Origin of the sequence: Haloferax sp. ATCC BAA-644, assembly GCF_000336975.1 — an archaeon.
Lineage (GTDB): Archaea > Halobacteriota > Halobacteria > Halobacteriales > Haloferacaceae > Haloferax > Haloferax volcanii.
In genome coordinates, this window is record NZ_AOLF01000018.1 from 44,360 (window position 1) to 69,353 (window position 24,994).

A 24,994-nucleotide genomic window follows, 5' to 3' on the forward strand; every position below is an offset into this window, starting at 1 on the left:
AGCGGCTGGCGACGCGGTCGACGACTCTCGTTCAGCGTCTGGCCGACAATCAGTGACTTTCGATGGACGCCTCGCTCACTCCGTTCGCTCAGCAAACCACGTCGCGAACTTCGCTAACGCCCGCCCGCGGTGGGAGATGCCGTTTTTCTCTTCGGCGCTCATCTCCGCGAACGTCGCGCCGTCGTGTTCGAAGATGGGGTCGTAGCCGAAGCCGCCCTCGCCGCGCGGCGGGACGATGCGACCGTTGACGCTCCCCGTAAAGAGCTTCACCGGGAGCGCTTCCGTCTCCTCCGCGTCCTGTTCCGCGCCGCGTGCGGCCGCCACGGTCCGGTCGTCGCGGTCTATCGGGTCCGGACTCGCCTCGAACGGCTCGCCGTCGCAGTACGCGAGGACGCAGCGGAACGAGGCCCGGCGGGGCTCGTCGAGTTCGGCCGCGGCCAGCCGGTGGACCGCCTCGACGCCGAGGGTGTCTTCGACGTACGAGGAGTACGGGCCGGGGAAGCCCTCGAAGCCGTCGATGAAGAGCCCGGCGTCGTCCACGAGCACCGGGTCGTCGGCGTAGCGGTAGGCCTCGCGCGCGCCGTGGGCCGCGATGGGGCCGAGGTCGGACGCCTGTACCTCGGTGTAGTCGAAGTCGAGTTGGGTCACGTCGTCGTCGAGGTACGAGAGCGCCTCGCGGACCTTCCCCGCGTTCGTGGTGACGTATCGGAGCATGTCCGACCCTCCGCGGGCGGACGTGGAAAAGTCGTCGGTGTCGGTCGCTTCGCCTCAGTCGACGATGACTTCGACGGGGCCGTCGTCGGCCTCGGCCTCGTCTTCCGTCTCTTCGGCCTTCTGGCGCTCGTTCCAGAGGAGGCCGCCGGCGACGAGGAGGACGACCCACGACCGCCAGCTCGCGAGGTTCAGCGTGTAGCCGATGCCGAACGGCTTTTCGACCAGCATGCCCTTGCCGGGCTGCCAGTACGACGAGAGCAGTCGGCCGGCGCTCGGGCGCTCGAAGTTGTACGGGATGCCGAAAAGCGTTCCGCGCTGCGGTTTGTCTGCCATGTGTGACGGATACGCCGGCTCGGGATAAATCGTTTTGGCCTTCCGACGAGCTCGGCGGCGGCCTACCGGTACCGACCGCGGGACTCGACCTCGCGCAACCGGGCGATGACCTCGGCCGAACCGACGGCCTCGTAGCCCGCTTCGAGCGCGTCGATGAGAGGGTCGGCGTCGGCGGCGGTCCCCTGGACGCTCTGGGCGAACACGTGGAGGTCCATCGCGTGGTCCTCGACGTGACCCGTGTGGAAGCCGAGACCGAAGTCGATGAGAGACACGCGCGGTTCCCCGTCCGGTCCGGTCCCGACCCGGACGTTCCGCGTCGTCGGGTCGCCGTGGACGATACCGGCCTCGTGGAGTCGCGCGAGGTACTCGCCGACGACGCGGACGGCCTCGGGGTCGAGCCGTTCCGCGAGGTCGGCGTCACCGACCCGCTGGAACGCGATGACGCCGTCGACGGGGTCCACGTCGCGGACGACGGGCGTCCGAACGCCGGCGCGCCGGGCGTCGCTCGTCAGCCGCGCCTCGGCTTTGGTTCGCTCGCGGCGGAGCCTGTCGTCCAGTTCCGGGTGGCGGTACGTCTTCGGGACGCGCCGCTTGACGACCTCCCCGGTACCGATGTCGACGGTCGCCTCGGCCCCGCGAATCGCGCCGTCGTCGGTGTAGGCGCGTGCGACCGACTCGTCCGCGCCGCGCCACGTCACGTCGACCTGGTCGGGCCGGAAGTTCGGGTCGACCGTCGAGTCTTCGACCGCGAGCGTGTCGCCCGCGGCGAGCATCCGCGCGCCGAGGGCGGCTATCATGCCGGCGTTGTCGCGGAGGAACCGCGGTTCGGGCGCGTGGAACTTCGCGCCGCGCTGGTCGCACATCTCCGCGAGCATCTCGCGTAGGCGGGCGTTCTGGCCCACGCCGCCGCCGAGGACGAGTTCGTCCGTCCCCGTCAGCGACAGCGCGCGCTCGGCAACCTCGGTGAGCATGGCGAAGACGGTCTCTTGGAGACCGGCGCAGATGTCGGGGACGGGCGTGCCCGCGTCCGCCTCGTCCTTCGCGGCGCTCATGATGCCGGAAAACGAGAAGTCCATCCCTTTGACGACGTACGGCAGTTCGACGTAGTCGCCGTCCTCCGCGGCCGCCTCGACCTTCGGGCCGCCGGGGTGGGTCCAGCCGACGTGGCGGGTGAACTTGTCGAGGGCGTTGCCGACGCCGGTGTCCATCGTCTCGCCGAGGACGCGGTAGCGGCCGTTGTGATAGCCCAAGAGGTGGGCGTTCGCGCCCGAGGCGTTCAGACACACCGGCGAGTCGAACCCCGATTGGTAGCGGCCGATTTCGAGGTGCGCGACCATGTGGTTGACGCCCAGCAACGGCACGTCGAGCGTCTGGGCGACCGAGCGGGCCGCGGTGCCGACGATGCGGAGACACGGCCCCAGACCGGGGCCGCGAGAGAAGGCGACGCCGTCGACGACGGGGCCGTCGCCGTCGTGTCGCGCCGCGGCGTGTTCGAGCGCGGTCTCGACGACCTCGGGGATGGCGGTCCCCATGTGCTCTGCGGCCTCGCGCGGGTGGATGCCGCCGCTGTCGGGCTGGTACGGGTCAGATTCGATGAAGACGTGGTCGGCCGCGGGGTCGGGCGTCCGCCCGGTACCGGAGCGGAGCGCGTCGGGGTTGTCGGTTTCGAAAACCGCGGCGCTCGCGGCCCACGCTGTACCTTCGATTCCGAGAATGCGCATCGAGTGTGAAGAAACGGCGGTCCGAAGCCGGGACTACGCCTCTTCGGCTTCGACTTCGGCGTCGGTAATCTTGTTCCGGTCGAGCATGTGGTCCTGCTCGACGTCGCGCGCGAACTCGGGGCTCTCGTAGACCTTCGCGTAGCCCGCGGTCTTGCGCATGCCGAACTTCGTGTCGAGTTCGTGGACGACGACCTCGTCGGAGTCCTTGTTCAGCTTGGCCGCCAGCGAGTCGCGGACCGACAGGCGGGACGGCGTCGCTTCCTCGTGGACGATCTCGAATCGAACGTCCGTCCGGTGCAACATGGGGTTCTCCTCCTCGGAGATGATTTCGATATCCATGGTTCAGTTACCAGTAATTCCCCCCGAAGCAAGTAAAAGGATTTCGAAGGGACGAGCGCGCCCGCGTCTCAGGCGTCGATGGGCGCGACGACGGCGTCGAAGTCGCCGTCGAACCGCGCGAGGAGGTCCCGCATCTCGCGTTTGGCCGCGTCGGTGACGGCGACGCGGACCATTCCCTCGTCGGGTTGGCCGTAGACGACGGTCGAACCGACGGGCGCGGCGAGCACCGCCGGGAGCGTGGCGAGGTCCTCTTCGCCCTCGACGAGGAGCGTCGTCGGTTCGGGGTCGTCGAGCGCGGCCACGAGCGCCTCGACGAGGGCGACGGAGACGGTGCCCGGTTCGTTTTCGACCTCGACGAGGCGGCCGGTCTCGACCGCCTGCCGAATCTCCTCGCCGACGGCCTCGCGTTTCGTCTTGCCGTCGACGACGGCCACGTCCGGCGGGCGACCGGCGCGGCGGAGGTGGAAGGTGACGACGTCGCCGACGGCGACGAGCGGCGCGCCCGCGTCCTCGCTGGATGCGTCTGCCAGCAGGTCGTCGGCCTCGGCGTACACCGGGCCGAACGGCTCCTTGAACGCCGCCCGAAGCGCCGTCGGCAGGGTGAGCATCCTCAGCGGACCTTCAGCGCGTAGCCGCCGGGTTCGGTGACGTTCATCTCGGTGGCGATTTCGCTGTCTTCGGGGTGGGTGATGACGACGTAGCCCGCCCAGTCCTCGGTGAGACTGCTCGACCCGCAGTTCTCGCAGGTCTGTTTGTCCGGGTCGTTGACGAAGTGACACTCGCGGCAGGCGAGACGGGGCTTCGCCATCAGTTACCCTCCGCCGAGGCCTCGCTCTGCTGGCGCTTCGATTCGAGCCAGCCGTGCTTGCCGAGCCCCGGCTGTTTGGCCGTGAGGCCGATCTTCGAGTCGCGCGGGTTGCGCTCGTCGATGCTCTTGGTGACGATGCGGGCGCGAACCTCGTCGTCGACGGCGAGCGTCTGGTTGGACTCGGTCGACGCGAGCTGTTGGTTCTCGCCGTCGTAGGCGAGGTATTCGTCGGATATCTGCGAGACGTGTAGCAGCCCGTCGACCGGTCCGATGCCGACGAAGGCACCGAACTCGACGACTTCGACCACGATGCCGTCGACGACCTCCTGCATGTCTGGGTCGTAGGTGATGGCGTCGAAGTCGGCCTCGTAGTAGACGCCGGGGCGGTTGGGCAGCACGGTGCCCTCGCCGATGTCGTTGACGTTCACGACGCTCACGACGCTCCCCACGTCCTCGTCCATCCGTCCTTCCAACTTGTCCTGCAACAGTCGCTTGACCCGCTCGGGCGTCACGTCGCCCAGGTGTCGGGGTGGGACTTCGACTGTATCTTTGAGTCGTACCCGTTTGTACATAGTTTCGTTAAGGTTCCGTGATTGCCAGCGTGGCGTGCCCCCGGATGCCGACGACGGGAATCCCGCAGTCGAGCACCCGGTCACGGAGGGGCTTGTCGTTCGTGACGACGTAGTCGACCTCGCCCGATTCAGCGAGTTCGACGACCGCGTCGTCGGCGTACGATTCCTCGGTTTCGACCGCCCGGCACCGGGTCGCCAGGTCCGCGCCCACGCTCGCCGCGACCCCTTCGGTCCCGCCGCCCGACGAGAGCTTCTCCAGCTCGTCGAGGACGGCCGTGGGGACCACGAGGTCCGCGTCAGCCGCGAGCAGCCGGTCGAGCTCGTCGAACACGCGGACATCGAGCTCGACCGGCATCATGAGCGCGTTCGTGTCCATGACGACTACGGTGGCGGTCACGTCACTTGAGCGTCCCGATACCGATGAGCCGCCAGCGAGCGCCCACGCGGCGGTTGATGGCTATCTTCGCGCCCTCCTCGGCGCAGACGGGGCGCTTGAGCGAGACTTCCGCCTCGCCGCTTCGCGCGCTCGTCACCGCGCCGACCGTGGTCGCGGTGCCGACGGTGAGCATCAGGGGCTCGCCGGTGGATATCTCGTCGATACCCTCGTCTTCTTCGGCGCCGACGACGCGGTCGAGCAGCTCCACGTCCATGGTGAACTGCTCGCGCGTCGGCGGGAGCGTGCCGGGCTCGCCGGCGACCTGTCCCGCGAGCGCGTCGCCCTTCGTGAAGCTCGGGTCGAGACCGGTCCCGACGCCGCAGAGCCCGCCGGGGCGGACCTCGTCGACCATGTTGCCGCCCGCCTGGAGCGAGCGGATTTCGGTCGTGATGGAGCGCCACTCGGTCTGGCCCTCCTCGTCGACCTCGCGGCCGGGGCGGAGTTCGAGTTCGTCGCCCGCTTCGAGCTTGCCGGCGACGACGCTGCCGCCGATGACGCCGCCCGCGAGGCCGTCCCAGGTCGTCCCCGGGCGGTTGATGTCGAAGCTGCGTGCGACGTACATCTGGCTGTCTTCGGTCTCGTCGCGGTCGGGCGTCGGAATCTCCTCCTCGATGGCCTCGATGAGGAGGTCGAGATTGACCTCCTGCTGGGCGCTGATAGGGACGATGGGCGCGTCTTCGGCCACCGTACCCTCCACGAACTCCTTGATCTGTTCGTAGTTGTCGACGGCGCGCTCGCGGTCGACGAGGTCGACCTTGTTCTGCGCGATGACGATGTTCTCGATGCCGATGATGTCGAGCGCCATCAGATGCTCGGCCGTCTGGGCCTGCGGCACGTCCTCGGTCGCGCTCACGAGCAGGATGGCGCCGTCCATGATGGCGGCACCAGAGAGCATGGTCGCCATGAGCGTCTCGTGGCCGGGCGCGTCGACGAACGAGACGGTGCGGAGTACGTCCGTCTCCTCGCCGTCTTCCGTCTCCTCTTCGACCGTGTAACACTCCGGCGCGTCGACGCCGGGAATCTGACGGAACGTCGCGTCGGCGTACCCGAGTCGGATGGAGATACCGCGCTTCATCTCCTCCGAGTGCTGGTCCGTCCACGAGCCGGACAACGCTTGGACGAGCGTCGTCTTTCCGTGGTCGACGTGACCGACGAGTCCGATGTTCACCTCCGGTTGTTGTGGGTTTTTCGTCACCATTGACCTCCTGAGAGTAATCTTGCGTGAACTTGGCTCCGAACGACTGATAAAGGTGCTGTTCTCGGAGCGGCGACGCTGTGGCCGCGTCGGGCGGTCACACACCGCGCGCGGCGACTCAGCGGCGTCTCCCGGTCCCGGCGACGGCTCGAAAAATGGGTGGTCGCGCCCCCCGGCACGACGGTTCGCGAACCGATTCGAGTAACCCCTCGAATCGCTGTCGGCTCCGGGCGTTGCCGGTTATTCGACGCCCGCGACGAGCGACTGAAGCTCCTCGCGGTAGGCGTCGGGCGTGAGGCCGAGGTCGATATCGACGGCGACCTCGATAGCCTCGGTCGGTTCCTTGGTCACGCTGAGTTCGATGTTCTCACCGGGGTGTGCGCCGCCGGCGACGAGAATCGTCCCGTCGTGCTCCCAGACGGCCAGCATCCCGTTGACGTCGAACTCCTGTCCCTCGATGGTGAACTCCTTTTCCTCGGTGAACGGGAACGTAATCTCGTCGAAGGCAATCGTGGCTTCGTACTCGGTCGCGCGCGCCGACTCGCCGGTGTCGACCGTCGTCGACCGCGTGCCCGTCTGTTCGATGTCCGTGACATCCACGTCCGCTAACTGCCCCTCGTAGTTCGCCCGCGCGTGTTCTTCGACCAAGTCGACGACCGTCCCGCGGGCCGCTTTCGGGAGGTTCGACAGGCTCGGGTCGAGCGTCACGCGCGTCGCGAAGAACAGCGAGAACTGCCCCTCGGCCTGCCCGAGCGTCTTCTCCTTCAGCGTCTCCGAGAGGTCCATGTCCTCGTAGACGAGCGTCTCGAACGCGGCAGAGACGCTCGCCGGGCCGACCGACTGCTCGAAGGCCGGGTCTAAGGAGTGTCCCCCGATGTACTCCCAGCCGCCGGCTTCGAGCGCCGCCTCGGGAACCTGCGGCGGTGCCCGCGCGGCGCTCGCGGTCATTCCGGAACTACAACCGGCGAGACCTGCGAGTCCCGCGCTGGCCGCGATTCCGAGGTACGCTCTCCGCCTGATACTGTGGGTTTCGTTGTTTTCCCCCTTCATCGGTCAGTACTGCCGCGCTCTGTCTCAAATAGATACCCCCCCGAAAATCAGATACGAGAACACCGACGCGACCCGACGCCCGCGGGAGCGACCTTTTTGCCGCTCCGCCACCGAGCGTGTCACGTGCCCGTTCCGGCGTCGTCGCCCTCGGAGTTCGCCTTCGAACTGGCGCTTTGCGCCCACCTCGAACAGACGACGGACTGGCTCCCCGGGCGCCAACTCGGCGCGTCGGTCGCCTCGCCGGGGAGCCGCATCATCGACGTGTGCGCCGTGGTTCCCGGGCCGGGATTCGACGAGCGCGCCCGCATCACCGACCGCGCGATTCCCGCGGCGGCCATCGAGAGCGACGTGGGAGCCGGCAGCGCCGTCTTCTGGCGTGACGGCTTCGACTGCCACCCCGGCCGCGCCCGGCGCGCCACCGACCGCGCCGTCGAGATTGGCTTCTTCGAGTCCGAGCGCCGCCGGAGCAGGGAGTACGTCCGCCGCGCCGCCCGCTATCCAGACGACTGGTTCGCCCGGCTCGTCGGCATCGAGAACAAACCCGACCTCGGAAGCCCCGGCGACCTGCTCAGACAGCTTCGCCTCGACGTGAGCCTCGCGGTCTTCGACGAAGTGATTCTCACGACTGAGAGCTATGTTACCGGCGCGCACCTCAACCGCATTCCAGAGGAAGTCGGCGTCTGGCGCTTCGACCCCGACACCGGCGACCGCGAGGTGGTCCGCGAGCCCCGCCCGCTTTCGCCCGACTCGACCGGCGTCGAACCCGTCGAGTACCACTCGCTGCACACCGACGTGGCGCTCGTCTCGCCCGCAGAAAAGCGAACCGCACGCCTCCGGCTCGCCGAGCGCGCCTACGGCAAGGGATGGCGCGCCTACGACCTGCCGGGCTGTGCCCGCGCCCGCGTCGACGCCGACGGCCGCCCGGTCTGCGACCACTTCGACCACGTCGTCGACCCCGGTTCGGAGTGCGGCACGGACTGTCCGGCGTTCGAGGCGGCCGACCCGCCCGAACTGGACCGCGACGGCCTCCGCGAGTCGCGGACGGACTGGGTCGCTGACCCGCCCGGCGCGGTCCGCAGACAGTCGGGACTCGACCGGTATCGCTGACGCCTCACTCCGCGTCCGCCCGCCGCTCCATGTAGTTCCAGTAGGCGACGAGCGCGACGCCGATGACGGCGACGAAGACGACTTGGACGACGACGCCGACGAGGTCCAGCCGACCCGCGTCGACGTAGGTCAGGACGAAGTTTCCCGCGGCCGCGACGACGCCGGCGACCATGAGATATCTGAACGCCGTGTCCTCGACGACGGCTCGCAGCTTCACAGTTCGTACACCTCGCCGTCGACCGCCAGCGGCTCCTCGAACGCCTCGTCGGCGGGATAGTAGTGGGCGACGTGGACGAGGCGGGTCTCGTCGGCGTCGAGTTCTCCGCCGAGCGCGATGGCCCCCTCGCGGGTCATGTGTTTCGTGCCGAAGGTCCGCGCGACCCCGTTTTCGTCGTAGTCGTCGCCGCCGATGGGGTGGTACTCGCAGACCGACGCGGGGACGATGGCCTCGGCGAGAAGCAGGTCTGGATTCCGGAGTACGTCGCGGGACGCCTCGGGAATCGCGTAGGTCGTATCTCCCGAAAGCGAGAGCTTCGCACCCGTCTCGGGGTCCTCGATGGCGACGCCGTAACAGACCAGCGGCGGGTGGACGACCGGTACGAACGTCACGTCGAGGCCGCAGGCGCGGAACGACTCGAACGGCGTCCGGTCTTCGACCGAGATGCGGTCGAGGTAGTCGAACTTCGAGCGAATCGCGTCGGCGACGCTCTCGCCCGTGACCGGGTCGACCTCGTCGGCGGCGTGGACCGAGAGGTCGTCGAGCAGGCGGTAGACGTTCCCGAGGCCGTCGAGGTGGTCGAAGTGGATGTGAGTTACTAAGGCCTCGTCGGGGAGCGGCACGTCCTGCGTGAGAAACTGGTGGCGGAAGTCGGGACTGAAGTCCACGAGGAGCGACTCGCCGGTCCGCTCGTTTTCGACGTGGACCGAAAAACGCGTCCGCTCGATGCCTCGCTCGCGGGCCGCGAGGCAGGTCTCGCAGTCGCAGCCGACGGTGGGCGTCCCGGTCGTGTCGCCGGTCCCGAGGAGGGTCACGCGCATTGATTCAACCACGGGGACGGCGAGGTATAAACGTGGCCGACGGCGGCGAGTTCTCCAGACGCTCGCCTACTGCGCCGCGCCGGCGTCTTTCTGCGTCTCGCCTTCGTGTTCGTCCGCGTGGTCGTGGTCGTGGTCGTGACTGTGGTCGTGACCGTCTCCGGACGCCGACCCCGCGACGAGTTCCGACGAGTCGGACATCATGTCGAGGTTCTTCAGGTTGTCGCGCTCTTCGAAGTCCGCGACGGCCTCGAGCAGGTCGTCTTGCGTGAGTTCCATCCGCTCTTCGGTGAGCGCTTCGAGGACGGCCTCGCGGAGGACGAGTCGGAGGTCGGAGCCGGTCAGGCCCTCCGTCACGTCCGCGATGGCCGAGGGGTCGAACTCGTCGATGTCCATTCGGTTCGTGATGACGCGGAGGATGTCGGCGCGCATCCCGCGGTCCGGCTTGGGGAAGTTGACGATTTCGTCGAAGCGCCGCCACGCCGCCGAGTCGAGCTGGTCGGGGTGGTTGGTCGCGCCGATGAGGATGACCTCGTCGCGAATCAGCGAGATGTCGTCGATACTCTTGAGCAGCGTGTTGACCGCGCGCTTGAGCGCCGCGTGCTCGTCCGACCGGCGGGTCTTCGCCACCGAATCGAACTCGTCGATAAAGAGGATACACGGCGACAGGCGCTTCGCCACTTCGAACGTCTTCTCGACGTTTTTGGCCGTCTCACCGAGGTACTGGCTCGTAATCATCGAGAGCTTCACCTCGACGAACGGCAGGCCGAGTTCGTGGGCGAGCGCCCGCGAGACGGTGGTCTTGCCGGTCCCCGGCGGCCCGACGAACAGGATTTTCCCGATTTCGCGGAGGCCGATGTCCGCGAGGTACTCGCGGTGTTCGATGGCCTTCATCAGCTTGTGAATCTCGCCCTCTTGGTCCGTCGTGAGCACGAGGTCGTCGAGCGTCATCTCGATTTCCTCGGGCGCGCGGACCTGCACGAGGTCGAGCATCTCGGCGTCGTCCTCGTCGTCGAAGTACTCGTCGAGCAGGCTGTCTATCCACACGCGGTCGGCGTGAATCGGCCGGGTCTGTTCTCTCGCGTCCGCGTGGGTCACGTCCACGTCGTCGCGGTCCTCGACCGACTTCGCCACCGTCGGGTTCGTCACGAGCCGGTCGTAGTCGGCTCGCTTGACGAACCACTCCAGCGCCATCTCGGGCTGCGTCAGCGAGAGGCGGCCGGAGAACTCCTCACGTTGGGTGAACATGAGGTCGGAAATCGCGTCCCAAGGGTGTTCGACGCCGGTCGCCTTCCGCGCGACGGACTCGGTCACGACGAGCGGTCGCTCGATGCCGGCCGCCGACGAGTCGTCCTCGTCGCCGTCGTCCTCGGCGTCCGCCCAGAAGACGCGTCGATACCGCGGGGGAAGGTCGTTTTCGTCAAGCGTTCGGTCGTCGGTGTAGAGGTGGGCCGTCAGCAGAAACTCGACAACCTCGAGCGCCCGTTCACTCATCCCCCAGAAATTGCCCCGGGAGAGGCATAAGAGCGTCGGAGCGCCGCCGGGTGCCGCGCGCGACCGACCGACCTCGATGGCAAGGAACGCGGTCCGGAACCGCCGTCAGACATTAATTTCAGAAAAACAATCAAAAAACATATTTTAAATTGGGGGATTTACGCGATTATATTCCTTTCATTCGATTGCATATTGTGTCTTTATCCGGAACGCGTGGGAAAAATATCTGTTCTTAAACGATTAGGTCTTTATGGTTATCTTCCGCCACTGTGAGCCAAGAAAGTGAAATGATATTCACGAACGGCACGGGATATATGCCCGAATACGGTACATTCGACGCGAGCGGTGGGTGGTGAGTCGCGTGGCGAAACAAGTCCCCACGACCTGTATGCGCTGTGCGGTCGGCTGCGGCCACGTCCACCTCGGCTCCGACACGGCGTACGGTCTCGACGCGGTCCGGGGCGACCCCTCGCATCCCGTGAACAACGGGCTGGCCTGCGGTCGCGGCATCCGCGAGTCGGCCGACCCCGACGGCTCGTGGCTCACGCGACCGCTCGTCAGGGAGAACGGCGAACTCCGGCAGACCTCGTGGTCGGACGCGCTTTCGCGCGCGGGAGACGCTATCTGCGACGCGATGGCCGATGACCCCGACGAGGTCGCCGTCCTCGGCAGCGGCCAGCAGACGAACGAGGCCGCCTACGCCCTCGGAAAACTCGCTCGCGGCGGTATCGGCACCAGACACTACGACGCGAACACGACGCTCTGCATGGCGAGCGCGGTCAAATCCTACTACCGCGCCTTCGGGAGCGACGCGCCGCCGCCGACCTACGACGACATCCCCGAGGCCGAGACGCACCTCGTCTGGGGGGCGAACCCGGCGGTCGCCCACCCCGTGATGTTCCGGTGGATTCGCCAGTCGGCCGACGACGGCGACCTCGTCGTCGTCGACCCCGTCGAGACGAAGACCGCGGGCGTCGCCGACGACCACGTCGCCATCGACCCCGGCGGCGACCTCGCGCTGGCGCAGGCGGTTCTCGGCCGTCTCGTCGAGACCGACCGCGTTGACGAGGCGTTCGTCGAGGAACATACCGAGGGGTTCGACCGCGTCGTCGACGAACTCCCGTCGGTCGAGGAGGCGGCGTCGGAGGCCGGCGTCACCCTCGACGAGGTCGAGAAACTGGCGTCGCTCCTCGACGCCCCCACGCTCGTCTACTGGGGCATGGGCGTCAACCAGAGCGTCCGCGGCACCGCGACCGCCGGCGCGCTCGTGAACCTCTGTCTCGCCTCCGGGAACCTCGGCCCCGGGTCCGGCCCCTTCTCGCTCACCGGGCAGGCGAACTCGATGGGCACCCGCGTGGTCTCCTCGAAGGGGACGTGGCCCGGCCACCGACCGTTCGAACATCCGGACCACCGCCGGACCGTCGCGGAGGCGTGGGGCGTGCCCGTCTCCCGGCTCCCCGACGACAACGGACCCGGGCCGGTCGGCATGTTCGAGTCGTCGCCGTCGGTGGTCTGGACCGTCGCGACCAACCCGCTCGCCGGGTTTCCGGACGCGACGGCCGCCCGCGAGGTCCTCGACGACTCGTTCCTCGTCGTGCAGGACGCCTTCCGGTCCGAGACGGTCGAACTCGCGGACGTGGTGCTCCCCGCGGCGACGTGGGGCGAGTCCGAGGGGACCACGATGAACATGGAGCGGACGGTCTCGCGGGTCCGCGCGGCCACCGAGACGCCGCCGGGCGTCAGGCAGGACCTCGACATCATCGCCGACGTGGCCGCCCGCGTCGCGCCCGGACTGCTCCCGAGACCGTCGGTCTCACCGAGCGAACTGTTCGACGAGTTCGCCGCGCTCACCGAGGGGACCGACGCCGACTGCTCGGGGCTGTCGTACACGCGACTCGACGGCGAGCGCGCCGTCCGCTGGCCCGCGCCGGACCCGACGAGCGAGGGCGGATACCGCTACTACGACGACGCCGACGGGGAGTCGGACGACCCGACGTGGTCGTTCCCGACGGCGTCCGGAAAGGCCCAGTTCAGCGCGCTCTCGGGGTCGTCGCTCCCCGAACCCGTCGACGAGTCGTACCCGCTGACGCTCACGACCGGCCGCGAGGCCGACGGGTACAACACCGGGGTCCGCACGCGGAGCGACACGCCGGACCAGCCGGTCGCCCGCGCGCACCCCGACACTATCGACGCGCACCGCGACGCGGTCGTCGACCCCGAGGACGACCGCCGAACCACCGTCGTCTCCCGTCGGGCGTCGGTCCCGGCGACGCTCGACCCCGACGACGCCGTCCCGCCGGGCCTCGTCTGGCTCTCTATTCACCATCCCATGACAAACCGACTCACAAGCCCCGCGGTCGACCCGCGGTCGAACGAACCGAACTTCAAGCAGTGCGCCGTCCGCCTCGAACACCCCGAGACGACAGCCGCCTCCGACCGCCTCGCCGCCGAGGTGAGCGACTGATGGCGTTCGTCGCCGCCGGCGGACGGTCCCGCGAACTCGAACCCACCGCCGCCTGAGAATGGCAGACGCGTCGCACCCACACCTCGACACCGGCCGCGCGGGCATCATCCTCGCCGGCGGCCGCTCGACCAGATTCGGCGGCATCGACAAGGCGACGGCTACGGTCGGCGGACAGCCCATGATTCATCGGGTCGCCGCCTCGCTCGACCCCGTCGTCGACGAACTCGTCGTCAACTGTCGCGCCGAACAGCGCGACTCGCTGGCCGGCGCACTCTTGGACTTCGACATCCGGTTCGCGGAGGACTCGCATCCCGACCGAGGCCCCGTCTTCGGCCTGCGAACCGCCCTGCGGGCGACGAGCGCCGAGTACGCGGCGGTCCTCCCGTGCGATATGCCGCTCGTCCCGAGCGGGTTCATCTCGCACCTCTTCGGCCGCTTGCAGGGCAGCGCCGGCGTCGTCCCGCGGGTCTCCGAGACGACCCAACCGCTCCCCGCGGTCGTTCACTGCCGCGCCGCCGAAGTCGCCTGCACCGACACTATCCGCGACGGCGACGAGCGCCTCCAGACCGTGATGTCCGCGCTCGACGTGACCGTCCTCGACGACCGCGAAGTGGAGGCTCACGCCGGAACGCACGCGTTTCACAACGTGAACTCCTTCGACGACTTGCGCGCGCTCGCCCCTCGCCGGTGAGCCGCGTTCGAGACACATACTACATTATCGTTCATTATGGTATGTTTAGATTGTCGAATAAACAGCCGGATTTCTGCTCAGAATATGACCTTATATTCGGGATATCTGGTTATAAAATGGACGAATAGTGAATACAGGCCCTATTTCTACACATTATCAACGAATACGCTTATCAACTTCTATCGAGTCGTGTTATCACGAAACATGACCAAGTTCGCAACCAAACGCACACGAATAGTGGACGATTGCCCACTGGTGGTCGGTAATGGCGAGTAAGAAGGAAGCCTGGAAGTCGGAGCTCTACGGCGACGCGGTCCGCGACAAAATCGAGGAGTTCGCGGAAAAGGGAGTTGACGCCATCCCCGAAGAGGAGCGAGACAAGTGGTTCACTCGCTTCAAGTTCTGGGGCGTCTTCCAGCAGCGGACGGGTCAGGACTCGTACTTCATGATGCGGCTGACGAACGCCAACGGCGTCCTCGAACCGGGGCAGCTTCGCGCCATCGGTGAGGTCGCGCGCGACTACGCCTCCGGCCCCGTCGAGAACCCCGAGTTCGGAGACGCGTGGATCGACCTGACGACCCGCCAGTCGATTCAGCTCCACTGGCTCGAACTCGAAGACATCCCCGAGGTCTGGGAGAAGCTCGAAGCGGCGGGCGTCTCCTCGCGCTCTGCGGGCGGCGACACGATGCGGAACATCACCGGCTGTCCGGTCGCCGGCCGCGACACGCACGAACTCGTCGAATCCCAGCCGCTTCTCGACCGCTTCCAAGAGGACCTCCGCGGGAACGACGCGCTGTCGAACATGCCGCGGAAGTTCAACATCAGCGTCACCGGCTGCCGCGAGGGCTGCGCGCAGGACTCGATAAACGACGTGGGGCTCGAACCCGCGAAGAAGGAGATTGACGGCGAGACGGTCACCGGCTTCAACGTCCGCGTCGGCGGCGGCCTCGGCTCCCGGAAGCCGCGCGTCGCCCGCGACCTCGACATCTTCGTCGCCGACGAAGAGCGCGCCTACGAGGTCGTCCGCGGCTTCGTCGAACTCTACCACGAACACGGCAACCGCGACGTTCGGGCCCGCGCCCGCAGTCGCTTCTTCGTCGACGAGTGGGGAACGGAGAAGATTCGCGACCTGCTCCAGGAGGAGTACGTCGACTTCGAACTCCGGTCTGCGGGTGAGAACATCCGCGACGAGTACAGCTACAACGCGGGCCGCCCGGAGTCCGCCGGCAAACACGACCACGTCGGCGTCCACGAGCAGGCCAACGGCGACTACTACGTCGGCCTCAGCGTCGCCGTCGGCCGGCTCACGGCGTCCGACGCCATCGAACTGGCCGACATCGCTGACGAGTACGGTTCCGGCGAAATACGGCTCACTCGCCGCCAGAACCCGCTTCTGATGGACGTGTCGGAGGAGAAGCTCGACGACCTGCTCGCAGAGCCGCTCCTCGGCAAACACACGCCCGTCCCGAACCCGTTCCAGCGCGGCACGGTCGCCTGTACCGGCACGGAGTTCTGCTCGCTCGCGCTCACGGAGACGAAAGCCCGGACCGCCCGGATGCTCCGGTGGCTCCGCGACAACGTGGACGTGCCCGACGACGTGAGCCAACTGAAGATTCACTACTCCGGCTGCACCGCCGACTGCGGGCAGGCGAACACGGCCGACATCGGCCTGTTCGGCATGCGCGCCCAGAAGGACGGCGAGATGGTCGAGGCGATGGACATCGGCGTCGGCGGCGGCATCGGTGAGGAGCCGTCGTTCGTCGACTGGATTCAACAGCGCGTCCCGGCCGACGAGGTGCCGGGCGCAATCGCGTCGCTCGTGGAGGCGTTCGCGGAGCGCCGCGAGCCCGGACAGACGTTCCGCGAGTGGGTCGACGCCGAGGGGACCGAGGCGGTCACGGAGTACTGTGTGCCCGAGGAGACGGAGTTCGACGCGCCGTACATGCACGACGCCAAGCAGTCGTGGTACCCGTTCGCCGAGGACGAAGCGCAGTCCGAACAGGCGGTCACGAGCGACTGAGCATGACCGAACGTATCGCCCACGACGACCCGGCTGACGACGCCGAGGCCGAGGCCGACGCCGACACCCGCGTCGCCGACGCGCCGTTCGAGCACGCCTCGGCGGATGTCGCGCCGGAGCTCTTCCCGGCGGAACCAACGGCTGCCGACGCGGGTACCGGCGGAACCCCCGGTCGGCCGGACAGCGACTCCGCCACCCGTTCCTGAGTTCCGAGAGTCGGTGCCGTCGTCTCCACGTTCACCGCTTTCTCGGCGTTTTTCGACCCGGTGAACAACTCGCCGCGACGAATAGCGAGTTCTAAACTATTTATGGTGTTCGAACCCGGATGCTGTGTCATGCCAGAGCCAGTCATCGCGGCCGCGTACCGCACGCCGTTCGGCAAGGCGGGCGGCGTGTTCGAAGACGTTCGAAGCGAGGACCTCTCGGTCACGCTCATCGACCACATCCTCGACGAACACGGCGTCGACCCCGACGACGTGGAGGACCTGATGTGGGGCGTCGCCCAGCAGCGCGCCGAACAGGACAACAACGTCGCCCGCGTCATCGCGCTCCTGTCGGCCCTCGGCGAGGGGACGCCCGCGACGAGCATCAACCGCTGGTGCGCCTCCTCGATGCAGGCCATCATCTCCGCGTCCGACGCCGTCGCCGCCGGCAACCGCGAGTGCATCGTCGCCGGCGGGGTCGAGAGCATGTCCCGCGTGCCGATGGACGGCGATTCCTACGAGCACCTCCACCCCGAACTGAGCGAGCAGTACAACATCTTCCAACTCCAGATGGGGATGACCGCCGAGAAGGTCGCCGAGGAGTACGAGGTCTCCCGCGAGGCCCAAGACGAGTTCGCGTTCCGGAGCCACCGGCGCGCCGCCGAGGCGACCGACTCGGGCCGCTTCGACGACGAAATCGTCCCGGTCGAGACGGACGACGGCGTCGTCACCGAGGACGAGGGCATCCGCCGCGACACCTCCATGGAGATTCTCGGCGGCCTCGACCCCGCCTTCTCGGGCGACGGCTCGGTCACCGCCGGCAACTCCTCGCAGATAACCGACGGCGCGGCCGCCGTCCTCGTCACCAGCCGCGAGTACGCCGAGGACCGCGGCCTCGACGTGCTGGCCTCGGTCGGCACGAACAACGTCGCCGGCGTCGACCCGACGGTCATGGGCATCGGCCCGGTCCCGGCCACCCGCGGCCTCCTCGACCGCGCCGGCACTGACATCGACGACTACGGCCTCGTCGAAATCAACGAGGCGTTCGCCAGCCAGTGTGAGTACTCCCGCCGCGAACTCGGCATCGACGCGGACAGTCTCAACGTCAACGGCGGCGCAATCGCGCTCGGCCACCCGCTCGGGGCGTCCGGCGCGCGCCTGCCGGTGACGCTCATCCACGAGATGCAGAAGCGCGACGTGGACCGCGGCCTCGCGTCGCTCTGCGTCGGCTTCGGCCAAGGGGCGGCAATCGAGTTCAGCAGATAGCCGCGGGCTCGGCTGCGTTTTGTTTTCCAGCCCCCCGAGACGCGTCGTTGCTCCCCGTCCGATGTATGTCACAAACGTCCGTGCTAATTTCGTCACGTTCATACTCCCGTCGTCGAGAGTATCTCGGTAGTGAATCTCACGACGACCGCCCTGTCGGGGACGTTGGCGGCGCTGGTGGCGGCGGCCGCCTCCGCGGGATTCGGATTCGTTTCGAGCCCCGCTCCCGGCGCGTCCGTCTGGGTCGTTCTCGTCGCGCTCACCGCCGGCTACTGGGCGGTGTTCGTCCGGTGGGCGCGGCGCTGAGCGGTCGGGGACGACGCGAAAAACCGAGCGAGCGGCGGGCGGCGAGAGCCGCTATTCGGGGTTGACTAGCTCTTCTGCGTCCCGGACGGCCTCGCGCTCGCCGATGATGGTGATGCGGTCGCCCTCTTGGAGCGTGTACTCCGCGTTGGGGACCGTCGTGTCGCCGTTCCGCGAGACGAGCGTGACGAGACAGCCGTCGGGCAGTTCGGGTCCGACCTCGCGGATGGTCCGCCCGATGAGTTTCTCGGCGGTGACCTCGACCTCTTGGACGTCGCCGGAGCGGCCGATTTCGCCCATCCAGTTCGACATCGACGGGCGCTCGATGTAGTTGTCGAGCGCCTGCGCCGTGGCGATGGTCGACGAGATGGTCCGCACGCCGAGTTCTTCGAACGCCTCGACGTTGTCGGGGTTGTTCGCCCGCGCGAGGACGCTCTCGGGGTCGAACTTCGAGTTCGCCAACTGCGCGACGAGCAGGTTCACGTCGTCGTCGCCGGTGGCGGCGACCACGAACTTGGCGTTCGCGGCCCCCGCGGAGCGCAAGACGCTCGTGTCGGCTCCGTCGCCGTGATGGACGGTAAAGCCCATGTTCCGGGCCGTCTGGACTACTTCTTGGTCCTGCTCGATGAGGACCACGTTCTCTCCGCGGTCTGCGAGGCGTTCGGCGAGCGCACGGCCCACTTTCCCGCCTCCGATGATGAGTACACGCATTGGGATGACGTCGAGATATTCTGCGATCCGGCGAGCGAGACCGGCCTCGAAGACGACGGTCGTCAGGATGACGAGGAACACCGTGCCGACGAGAATCGAGGCGCTCTGGTTCAGCGCGGCGGCCTGCTGGGTCATTCCCTCGGCCGCCAGTCGCGTCGCCTCCTCCTGCAGGGCGATAGCGAACAGCGAGGCCACGGACGCGGGGATGATACCGCGCGGGCCGACGAAGCTCATGAAGAGCTTCTCTTCTCTCGTGAAGCGGTCGCCGCGCGCCGAGACGAAGACCAAAAACGGCCGAATCACGAGCGCGACGGCGGCGACGACGGCGAGGCCGCCGACGCCGAGGTTCAGGAGGTTCTGGAAGTCCAACAGCGCCGCGAGAGCGATGAAGACGAACGACAGCACGAGCAGCGTGATGTCGCCTTTGAACGCCGAAATCTCCTCTTCGTACGGCACGTCCGCGTTGCCGAGGAGGATGCCGGCGGTCGCCACCGCGGCGATGCCGGCCTCCGTGGCGACGTAGTCGGCGGCCGCGTAGGACACGAGCGCGCCGGCGAGGACGAGCAGGCGCGCGTTCTGCGGCGCGTTGCCCGGCGAGAGGTCGACGTACCGGAGCGCGTAGTACAGCGACCCGGCGACGATTGCGCCCACGACGACGCCGACGCCGAGGCGCTCGGCGAACAGCGTCACGAGAGCGTCGGGACTACTGACGCCTTCGAGGATGGCCTCGAAGATGACGACGGCGACGATGGCCGCCGTCACGTCGTTGACGATACCCTCCGTGTCGAGCGCCGCGCCGACCCGGTCGCGGACCGGGACGACTTCGAGAATCGGCGCGATGACCGTCGGTCCCGTCGCGACGAGGAGCGCGCCCACGAGGAACGACACCGGCCACGGCGCGCCGAGCGCGTAGTGGACGACGACGCCCGTCGCGACGAACGAGATTATCGCTCCGACGGTGACGAGCCGGAACGTCGCGGCCGGCGCTTCCCGTAGCTTGTCGATTCGAAGGTGGAACGCGCCCTCGAAAACGATGATAGCGACCGAGAGACCGACGATGGCCTGTAGTGCGTTCCCGAACGAGTCGGGAGAGATGACGCCGAGGACCTCCGGGCCGAGCAGGATGCCCGACGCGATGAGGAACACGACGCTGGGGACCTGAAAGCGGTCCGAGAGCACCTGCGAGACCACGCCGATGCCGATTATCGCGGCGACGAGCGGGATGAGGTTCGCCCCTCCTGCTGCGGCCACTTATATCGCCTCCATGGATTCGGTTCATGTGACGACGGAAGATAAAACCATACATCTCGGGCGGTATTTCCGCCGCCTTGTGGATACGTATGCCCGCAAAACGCTCGAAAAAGTTTAGGCTGTCAGATTTCACTGGGTCGCATCCCGCTCGCGACTCCGTCGCTCCTCGGTCCGGTGGTCCTCGTCGTAGATGAGAGACACTTCGTCGGCGTAGCGGTCGAGGATGTTCCGGCGCTTTTTCTTCATCGTCGGCGTCATCAGGTCGTTGCCCTCCGAGAACTCCTCGGGCACGACGCGGAACTGCTTGATTCGCTCGTAGGACTCGAAGTTCTCGTTGGCCGCGTCCACCTCGGCCTCGATGCGCTCGTACACCCGGTCGTCGCGGCAGATGGCTTTCGGGTCGTCCGGGAGGTCGATGCCCTCCTCGGCGGCCCACTCCCGTAGGCCGTCGAAACTCGGGACGATGAGCGCCGAGACGAACTTGCGGCCGTCGCCGAGGACCATGCACTGCTCGACCACCGGCGAGGAGGCGAACGCGTCCTCGATGGGGCCGGGCGCGACGTTTTTTCCCGTCGAGAGGACGAGAATCTGCTTGGCGCGCTCGCGGAAGGCGATGTAGCCGTCGGGCCGGCGTTCGACCACGTCGCCGGTGCGGAACCACCGGCCGCCTTCGTCGTCCCCGACGAACGCCGCCTCGGTCTCCTCGGGGTCGTTCCAGTAGCCCTCGGTGACGCTCGGTCCGCGGACGAGCAGTTCGCCCACCTCGCCGCCCGCCTCGCCGAGTTGGTCGCCGACGACGGTCGTGTCGAGTTTCGTCTCGACGTTCCGAAGCGGATAGCCGATGGTGCCGATTTTCGGCGCTTCGGGTGGGTTGACCGAGATGACCGGCGACGTTTCGGTGAGGCCGTACCCCTCGTAAATCGGGAGGCCCATCGCGTGGTAGAGCGCGCACAACTCGGCCGAGAGGCTGCCGCCGCCGCTGATGAAGAAGTCGAGGTTGCCGCCGAGCGCGTCGCGCACCTGCCCGAACACGAGGCGGTCGGCGAGGCGGTGTTTCGCGGTGAGCAGGTAGCCCGGCGCGTCGGTCGTGTGGTACGCCTGCCCGACGCCGACGGCCCACTCGAAGACGCGCTTTTTCGCCGGCGACTCGCCGGCCTCCGCCCGAATCGCGTCGTACAGTTTCTCGTACACGCGAGGGACGCTCGTCCCGACTGTCGGCCGGACGAGTTGGAAGTCCTCGCGGAGCGTATCGGGACTTTCGGCGTAGGCGACGGCCGCGCCCGCCGCGAACATCATGAAGTGGCCGGCCATGCGCTCGAAGACGTGGGCGAGCGGCAGGAACGACAGCGCCACCGAGTCGGGGCCGATGACCGGCGTGTCGCCTTTGTCCGGGCGCGGACCGAAGCGCCGATAGCTCTCGTTGACGTTCGACCGGAAGTTCCAGTGGGTGAGTCGGACGCCCTTCGGCTGGCCGGTCGTCCCCGAGGTGTAGATGAGGCTGGCGAGGTCGTCGGTGTCGCGTTCGTCCAGCCACGATTCGTAGGCCGCCTCGTCGTACGCTTCCTCGCCGCGGCGGTACAGTTCCCCCAGCGTCAGCACGTCCTCGCGGTCGTCGTAGCCGTCGTACTCGTCGACGACGACGATAAACCGCAGGTCCAACTCGTCTTCGACGGCGAGCACGCGCTCCAGTAGCGCCTCGTTTTCGACCACGACGGCGTCCGCGCCGGGGTCGGAAAGCAGGTACTGCGTCTGTCGCTCCGACGACGAGGTGTACACCGTGGTGACGACGCCGCCCGCGCCGAGGACCGCGAAGTCGGTCTGCGCCCACTCCATGCGCGTGTGCGAGAGGACGCCGACGCGGTCGCCGCTCTCGATGCCGAGGTCGCGGAACCCCGCCGCGAGGCGGCGGACGATGCCCCGCATCTCGTCGTAGGTCAGGCCGGCGTAGTCGCCGTCGGGAGCCGCCGGAACGACGCCCTCGGCGACCAGCGACCGCCGGTAGACGCCGCCTTTGTATCGCTGCGCGACCCGCGAGGCGTTCCGCGAGGCGCTCGCTTCGAACATCCGTGGGAGGGTCGTCCGCTCGATGACCGGGTCGTCGAACGCCGCCTCCGCGTCCCGCCAGTCCATGTCCTGTTAGTTGTAATTCACCATTTAAAACTATGTACGTTCGGTCCGTTGAAAGCCCGCGATACCGCGGGGAAACGCTGATTGCGACCCGCTCGCGTCACTCGTCGTCGCCGATGTAGTCGAGGTAGCCGAGCACGCCGCGGGTGTTCAGGCGCTCTTCGTCGCGGGCCTTTCGCTCGCCCCACACCTCGTCCATCTGGGTGTGTTCGACGAAGTGGTCGATGACGGCCTCGTCGTCGCCGAGTTCGGCGCGCTTCTGGCGGATGGCCTCGACCCACTCCACGAGGACGCGCTTGTACGCCTCCGCGAGGTCGGCGTCGTAGGGTCTCGGGCCGAAGTGGCCGAAACAGACCGTCTCGGGGTCGATATCCTCGATGGTTCGCACGTCGTCGAGCGCCTTCTGGAGGTGGAACTGCGAGGGCGGCGAGGTCTGGCGGAGCGTCCGCGACCGCGGTTCCCAGATGCCGAGCGCGTCACCGACGAACAGCACGTCGTCGCCGTCGTCGTGGAACATCACCTGATGCGGCGCGTGGCCGGGCGCGTGGTGGACCGTGAGCGTCCGGTCACCGAGGTCGATTTCGTCGCCGTCGGTGAGGCCCTCGACGCGCTCGTCGTCGATTGGGAGCGGTTCGTCGTAGAAGCGCCACTGGTCTTCGACGGCCGCCTTCGTGCCCTCGATGAGCCGCGAGGGGTCCACGAGGTGCGGCGCGCCGAGTTCGTGGGTCATGACGGTCGCGTCGGGGTAGCGCTCGGCGAGGTAGCCCGCGCCGCCGGCGTGGTCGAGGTGGACGTGCGTCGGCAGGATGTACGCGAGGTCGTCGACGCCGACCTCGTCGAGCATCCCGAAGACCGCCTCTCTGTCGGCGGCGATGCCGGTGTCGATGAGCGCCGGTTTCTCGGCGTCGACGAGGTAGACCGAGCCGTACTTCTCGACCTCGTACATGCCGCTGTCGACGTAGTAGAGGTCCGTGCTGTCCGGGACGGGTTCGACGTCGCCAATAGCCATAGTTGACGGCCGTCTCCGGGGAAGAAAAGCGTTCGGTCGCCCGACCCCTACGTTGATTACGGGCGACCGCAAAGCCGTCTCCATGTCCGAACAGGGTGGCGAACCGCTCCCGGACGTCGACATCGCGGACGTCTCGCCGATGGCGTGGCGACTGCTCAGAGTCGCGGCCGGCTACAACCAGCGGGCCGTCGAGCGCGCCGTCGACGACCTCATGCAGGCGCACATCTCCATGCTCGAATCCGGGAGCCGCGGCCTCTCGCGGTCGCGCCGCCGAGCCCTGCTCTCGCTGTACGCCGCGGAACTCGACGACGAACAGGTCCGTACGCTCGTCGACCACTTTTAAACCACGTCGGTACGCGCCACCGAGCCTCGCCTCTGTCTGCTGATTTCGACGGAGCGGCGGCTCTCGACACCGATATACCGCCATTCGCTACCGTATTGAAAATAATTAAGTAAGACTATCGTTAGAGATACCGTGTATCAATGATACGCGGTGTTACAAAGACTGCTCGCGGACGATTCGCCGTCTTCACGCTCGCCCTCGTCGCGTCCCTCGCGCTGGCCTTCGGGCCGTCGCTTGAGGGACTCTCGACGCGGGGACAGTACGCATTAGCGACGATGGTGTTCGCCGGCATCCTCTGGGTGTCCGGCGCGCTCCCCCTCGCGGTGACGGCGTTGTCGATACCGGTGTTGCTCACGGCCTACGGCGTCTACGGCGATATCGACCCGGCGCTGGCGGGCTTCGCTGACCACCTCATCTTCCTCTTCATCGCCGGCTTCATGCTGGCGAACGCGCTCCAGAAGTACAACATCGACCGCCGCATCGCGCTGTGGCTCATGGCCGTCATGGGGTCGTCGCCGCGGCGGCTCATCCTCGCTATCATGCTCGCCACGGCGTTCCTGTCGATGTGGGTCTCGAACACCGCGACGACGGCGATGATGACGCCCATCGCGCTCGGCGTCCTCGCGCAGGTGCTCGGCCGCGAGGAGGTCTACGAGGCCGACGCCGCCGAGGGCTCCTTCTCGAACATGCAGATAGCGACGCTCCTCGGCACCGCCTACGCCGCGAGCGTCGGCGGGGTCGGCACCCTCATCGGCACGCCGCCGAACGCGGTCGTCGCCACCCAGCTCAACGCGCTGCTCGGCTACGAAATCGGCTTCGTCGAGTGGCTCCTCGTCGGCCTCCCAATCGTCGCCATCACCCTCCCCATCGTCTGGTACCTCCTCACGTTCCGCTTCTACCCGCCCGAGGTCGACGACGTTGAGGGTGCCCGCGAACAGGCGCGCGAGTACCTCGCCGACGAGGGCGCGCTCTCGACTCGCGGCCGCCGGGTCGCGTACATCTTCGCCGCCACCGCCGGGCTGTGGGTGCTCGGCGGCCTCGACCTCGCGTTCGAGGGCGTCCTCTCGGACCCGGTGTTCAACACGCTGTTCGGGACCGCCGAGGGCATGACGCTCCTCGGCGTCGAGGGCCATCAGGGCCTCCTGTACTACGTGATGGTCGGGATGATGTCCATCCCGGCGCTCGTCCTCGCGGACACGATGGAGTGGGACGAACTGGTCGACATCGACTGGGGGACGATTCTCCTCTTCGGCGGCGGCATCTCGCTGGCCGACGCGTTCGCCTCCACGGGCGCGACGAAGTGGCTCGCCGAGGCCGTCTTCGGCTCTCTGACCGGCGCGCCCATCGTCCTCGTCGTCGGCGCTATCGTGCTCCTCGTCATCTTCCTCACGGAGATGACCTCGAACACCGCCACGGCGACTATCATCGTCCCCGTGCTCATCGGCATCGGGAGCGTCTTCGCGGCGACGCTCGGCCTCACCGAGGTCTCCGCGGCGGTGTTCCTCGCGGTCAGCGGGGCCATCGCGGCCTCGTTCGCCTTCGCGTTGCCGGTGGCGACGCCCCCGAACGCCATCGTCTTCGGGAGCGGCCACATCAAGCAGTCCCACATGATGCGGGCCGGGGCCGTCCTCAACGTCGTGATGACCGGCGTGCTGACCATCCTCATCTGGTTCCTCTTCCAGTTCGTCTGGCCGGCGTTCCTCTGGTAGTCGCTCCGTCGGCTTCCGACCGCGACGGCCGCTCTCACCGCGGTATCGGGGCGTTCCGCCGACGCCGTTTCGTCGCGCGCATCCGGCGCGGATTTC

25 protein-coding genes are annotated in these 24,994 nt (G+C 67.6%); 9 read left to right on the forward strand and 16 right to left on the reverse strand.

Features of this window, described 5'->3' with window-relative positions; translation table 11 throughout:
* Window positions 1-75: 75 nt before the first annotated feature.
* The 10 genes from C458_RS08455 to C458_RS08500 all read right to left on the reverse strand — a co-directional run bounded on the left by C458_RS08455 (window position 76) and on the right by C458_RS08500 (window position 7,066).
* A complete protein-coding gene (locus C458_RS08455) occupies window positions 76-714 on the reverse strand; it encodes a non-canonical purine NTP pyrophosphatase (protein WP_008574849.1) in 639 nt (212 codons plus the stop codon).
* Window positions 715-768: 54 nt separating this feature from the next.
* Entirely contained in the window at window positions 769-1,047 is a 279-nt protein-coding gene (locus C458_RS08460; protein WP_004041775.1) for a DUF5808 domain-containing protein, read from the reverse strand.
* 62 nt (window positions 1,048-1,109) lie between these two features.
* Window positions 1,110-2,768, reverse strand: a complete 1,659-nt coding sequence (locus tag C458_RS08465; protein WP_008574852.1) for a bifunctional N(6)-L-threonylcarbamoyladenine synthase/serine/threonine protein kinase — start codon at window positions 2,766-2,768, stop codon at window positions 1,110-1,112.
* Between the two features lie 33 nt (window positions 2,769-2,801).
* Window positions 2,802-3,107, reverse strand: coding sequence for a 30S ribosomal protein S24e (locus C458_RS08470; protein WP_008574853.1), 306 nt, complete (start codon window positions 3,105-3,107; stop codon window positions 2,802-2,804).
* A 68-nt stretch (window positions 3,108-3,175) separates the two neighbouring features.
* On the reverse strand, window positions 3,176-3,715 hold the full coding sequence (locus C458_RS08475) for a GTP-dependent dephospho-CoA kinase family protein (protein ID WP_008574855.1): 540 nt from the start codon (window positions 3,713-3,715) through the stop codon (window positions 3,176-3,178).
* Between the two features lie 2 nt (window positions 3,716-3,717).
* On the reverse strand, window positions 3,718-3,915 hold the full coding sequence (gene spt4, locus C458_RS08480) for a transcription elongation factor subunit Spt4 (RefSeq protein WP_004041779.1): 198 nt from the start codon (window positions 3,913-3,915) through the stop codon (window positions 3,718-3,720).
* Window positions 3,915-4,487, reverse strand: coding sequence for a DNA-directed RNA polymerase (locus tag C458_RS08485; RefSeq protein ID WP_004041780.1), 573 nt, complete (start codon window positions 4,485-4,487; stop codon window positions 3,915-3,917). The genes spt4 and C458_RS08485 overlap by 1 nt, the downstream gene beginning before the upstream one ends.
* 7 nt (window positions 4,488-4,494) lie before the next feature.
* Complete coding sequence (locus C458_RS08490) at window positions 4,495-4,863, reverse strand: hypothetical protein (RefSeq protein ID WP_004062994.1); 369 nt, start codon at window positions 4,861-4,863, stop codon at window positions 4,495-4,497.
* A 22-nt stretch (window positions 4,864-4,885) separates the two neighbouring features.
* Complete coding sequence (locus tag C458_RS08495; protein ID WP_008574858.1) at window positions 4,886-6,121, reverse strand: translation initiation factor IF-2 subunit gamma; 1,236 nt, start codon at window positions 6,119-6,121, stop codon at window positions 4,886-4,888.
* 237 nt (window positions 6,122-6,358) lie between these two features.
* Window positions 6,359-7,066, reverse strand: coding sequence for a hypothetical protein (locus C458_RS08500; protein ID WP_008574860.1), 708 nt, complete (start codon window positions 7,064-7,066; stop codon window positions 6,359-6,361).
* A 225-nt stretch (window positions 7,067-7,291) separates the two neighbouring features.
* On the opposite strand from C458_RS08500, the gene C458_RS08505 reads away from it, so the two are divergent.
* A complete protein-coding gene (locus C458_RS08505) occupies window positions 7,292-8,275 on the forward strand; it encodes a DUF5787 family protein (RefSeq protein ID WP_008574862.1) in 984 nt (327 codons plus the stop codon).
* 4 nt (window positions 8,276-8,279) lie between these two features.
* Here the strand turns inward: C458_RS08505 and C458_RS08510 are convergent, their stop codons facing one another.
* The 3 genes from C458_RS08510 to C458_RS08520 form a co-directional block, all read right to left on the reverse strand.
* Window positions 8,280-8,492, reverse strand: a complete 213-nt coding sequence (locus C458_RS08510; RefSeq protein WP_008574863.1) for a hypothetical protein — start codon at window positions 8,490-8,492, stop codon at window positions 8,280-8,282.
* Window positions 8,489-9,313, reverse strand: coding sequence for an MBL fold metallo-hydrolase (locus C458_RS08515; protein WP_008574864.1), 825 nt, complete (start codon window positions 9,311-9,313; stop codon window positions 8,489-8,491). The genes C458_RS08510 and C458_RS08515 overlap by 4 nt, the downstream gene beginning before the upstream one ends.
* Before the next feature lie 66 nt (window positions 9,314-9,379).
* On the reverse strand, window positions 9,380-10,804 hold the full coding sequence (locus C458_RS08520; RefSeq protein WP_008574865.1) for an ATP-binding protein: 1,425 nt from the start codon (window positions 10,802-10,804) through the stop codon (window positions 9,380-9,382).
* Between the two features lie 331 nt (window positions 10,805-11,135).
* Here C458_RS08520 and nasA point away from each other — a divergent pair, with 331 nt between their 5' ends.
* The 6 genes from nasA (at window position 11,136) to C458_RS18435 (ending at window position 17,751) form a co-directional block, all read left to right on the forward strand.
* Window positions 11,136-13,268, forward strand: a complete 2,133-nt coding sequence (gene nasA, locus C458_RS08525) for an assimilatory nitrate reductase NasA (RefSeq protein ID WP_255348176.1) — start codon at window positions 11,136-11,138, stop codon at window positions 13,266-13,268.
* Window positions 13,269-13,326: 58 nt separating this feature from the next.
* Entirely contained in the window at window positions 13,327-13,959 is a 633-nt protein-coding gene (locus C458_RS08530) for a molybdenum cofactor guanylyltransferase (RefSeq protein WP_008574867.1), read from the forward strand.
* A gap of 265 nt (window positions 13,960-14,224) precedes the next feature.
* Window positions 14,225-15,979, forward strand: a complete 1,755-nt coding sequence (locus tag C458_RS08535; RefSeq protein ID WP_008574868.1) for a nitrite/sulfite reductase — start codon at window positions 14,225-14,227, stop codon at window positions 15,977-15,979.
* A gap of 2 nt (window positions 15,980-15,981) precedes the next feature.
* Window positions 15,982-16,185 carry a hypothetical protein gene (locus C458_RS08540; RefSeq protein WP_008574869.1) on the forward strand — a complete coding sequence of 68 codons (204 nt, stop codon included), beginning with the start codon at window positions 15,982-15,984 and terminating at the stop codon, window positions 16,183-16,185.
* Between the two features lie 129 nt (window positions 16,186-16,314).
* Window positions 16,315-17,448 carry a thiolase family protein gene (locus C458_RS08545; RefSeq protein WP_008574870.1) on the forward strand — a complete coding sequence of 378 codons (1,134 nt, stop codon included), beginning with the start codon at window positions 16,315-16,317 and terminating at the stop codon, window positions 17,446-17,448.
* Between the two features lie 129 nt (window positions 17,449-17,577).
* Window positions 17,578-17,751, forward strand: coding sequence for a hypothetical protein (locus C458_RS18435; protein ID WP_008574872.1), 174 nt, complete (start codon window positions 17,578-17,580; stop codon window positions 17,749-17,751).
* Window positions 17,752-17,802: 51 nt separating this feature from the next.
* Here the strand turns inward: C458_RS18435 and C458_RS08550 are convergent, their stop codons facing one another.
* The 3 genes from C458_RS08550 to C458_RS08560 all read right to left on the reverse strand — a co-directional run bounded on the left by C458_RS08550 (window position 17,803) and on the right by C458_RS08560 (window position 22,846).
* Complete coding sequence (locus C458_RS08550; protein ID WP_008574874.1) at window positions 17,803-19,710, reverse strand: cation:proton antiporter; 1,908 nt, start codon at window positions 19,708-19,710, stop codon at window positions 17,803-17,805.
* 129 nt (window positions 19,711-19,839) lie between these two features.
* Entirely contained in the window at window positions 19,840-21,840 is a 2,001-nt protein-coding gene (locus C458_RS08555; protein ID WP_008574875.1) for a long-chain fatty acid--CoA ligase, read from the reverse strand.
* Between the two features lie 97 nt (window positions 21,841-21,937).
* Window positions 21,938-22,846: an MBL fold metallo-hydrolase gene (locus C458_RS08560; protein WP_008574878.1), complete on the reverse strand. Its 909-nt coding sequence runs from the start codon at window positions 22,844-22,846 to the stop codon at window positions 21,938-21,940.
* Between the two features lie 82 nt (window positions 22,847-22,928).
* Between C458_RS08560 and C458_RS08565 the strand changes: the two genes are divergently transcribed.
* Together C458_RS08565 and C458_RS08570 are read left to right on the forward strand one after the other, a co-directional pair.
* Window positions 22,929-23,189 carry a hypothetical protein gene (locus C458_RS08565; protein WP_008574881.1) on the forward strand — a complete coding sequence of 87 codons (261 nt, stop codon included), beginning with the start codon at window positions 22,929-22,931 and terminating at the stop codon, window positions 23,187-23,189.
* A 140-nt stretch (window positions 23,190-23,329) separates the two neighbouring features.
* On the forward strand, window positions 23,330-24,898 hold the full coding sequence (locus C458_RS08570; RefSeq protein WP_008574882.1) for a DASS family sodium-coupled anion symporter: 1,569 nt from the start codon (window positions 23,330-23,332) through the stop codon (window positions 24,896-24,898).
* Window positions 24,899-24,994: the final 96 nt, after the last annotated feature.

Bases quoted from the DNA above. Each gene is read 5' to 3' on its own strand.
- C458_RS08460 (WP_004041775.1), bottom strand. From the start codon at position 1,047: ATGGCAGACAAACCGCAGCGCGGAACGCTTTTCGGCATCCCGTACAAC.
- C458_RS08560 (WP_008574878.1), bottom strand. From the start codon at position 22,846: ATGGCTATTGGCGACGTCGAACCCGTCCCGGACAGCACGGACCTCTAC.
- C458_RS08540 (WP_008574869.1), top strand. From the start codon at position 15,982: ATGACCGAACGTATCGCCCACGACGACCCGGCTGACGACGCCGAGGCC.
- C458_RS08535 (WP_008574868.1), top strand. From the start codon at position 14,225: ATGGCGAGTAAGAAGGAAGCCTGGAAGTCGGAGCTCTACGGCGACGCG.
- C458_RS08570 (WP_008574882.1), top strand. From the start codon at position 23,330: ATGATACGCGGTGTTACAAAGACTGCTCGCGGACGATTCGCCGTCTTC.
- C458_RS08500 (WP_008574860.1), bottom strand. From the start codon at position 7,066: ATGACCGCGAGCGCCGCGCGGGCACCGCCGCAGGTTCCCGAGGCGGCG.
- C458_RS08545 (WP_008574870.1), top strand. From the start codon at position 16,315: ATGCCAGAGCCAGTCATCGCGGCCGCGTACCGCACGCCGTTCGGCAAG.
- C458_RS08485 (WP_004041780.1), bottom strand. From the start codon at position 4,487: ATGTACAAACGGGTACGACTCAAAGATACAGTCGAAGTCCCACCCCGA.
- C458_RS08520 (WP_008574865.1), bottom strand. From the start codon at position 10,804: ATGAGTGAACGGGCGCTCGAGGTTGTCGAGTTTCTGCTGACGGCCCAC.
- C458_RS08515 (WP_008574864.1), bottom strand. From the start codon at position 9,313: ATGCGCGTGACCCTCCTCGGGACCGGCGACACGACCGGGACGCCCACC.
- spt4 (WP_004041779.1), bottom strand. From the start codon at position 3,915: ATGGCGAAGCCCCGTCTCGCCTGCCGCGAGTGTCACTTCGTCAACGAC.
- C458_RS08555 (WP_008574875.1), bottom strand. From the start codon at position 21,840: ATGGACTGGCGGGACGCGGAGGCGGCGTTCGACGACCCGGTCATCGAG.
- C458_RS08455 (WP_008574849.1), bottom strand. From the start codon at position 714: ATGCTCCGATACGTCACCACGAACGCGGGGAAGGTCCGCGAGGCGCTC.
- C458_RS08470 (WP_008574853.1), bottom strand. From the start codon at position 3,107: ATGGATATCGAAATCATCTCCGAGGAGGAGAACCCCATGTTGCACCGG.
- C458_RS08475 (WP_008574855.1), bottom strand. From the start codon at position 3,715: ATGCTCACCCTGCCGACGGCGCTTCGGGCGGCGTTCAAGGAGCCGTTC.
- C458_RS08465 (WP_008574852.1), bottom strand. From the start codon at position 2,768: ATGCGCATTCTCGGAATCGAAGGTACAGCGTGGGCCGCGAGCGCCGCG.
- C458_RS08495 (WP_008574858.1), bottom strand. From the start codon at position 6,121: ATGGTGACGAAAAACCCACAACAACCGGAGGTGAACATCGGACTCGTC.
- C458_RS08565 (WP_008574881.1), top strand. From the start codon at position 22,929: ATGTCCGAACAGGGTGGCGAACCGCTCCCGGACGTCGACATCGCGGAC.
- C458_RS08530 (WP_008574867.1), top strand. From the start codon at position 13,327: ATGGCAGACGCGTCGCACCCACACCTCGACACCGGCCGCGCGGGCATC.
- C458_RS08490 (WP_004062994.1), bottom strand. From the start codon at position 4,863: ATGGACACGAACGCGCTCATGATGCCGGTCGAGCTCGATGTCCGCGTG.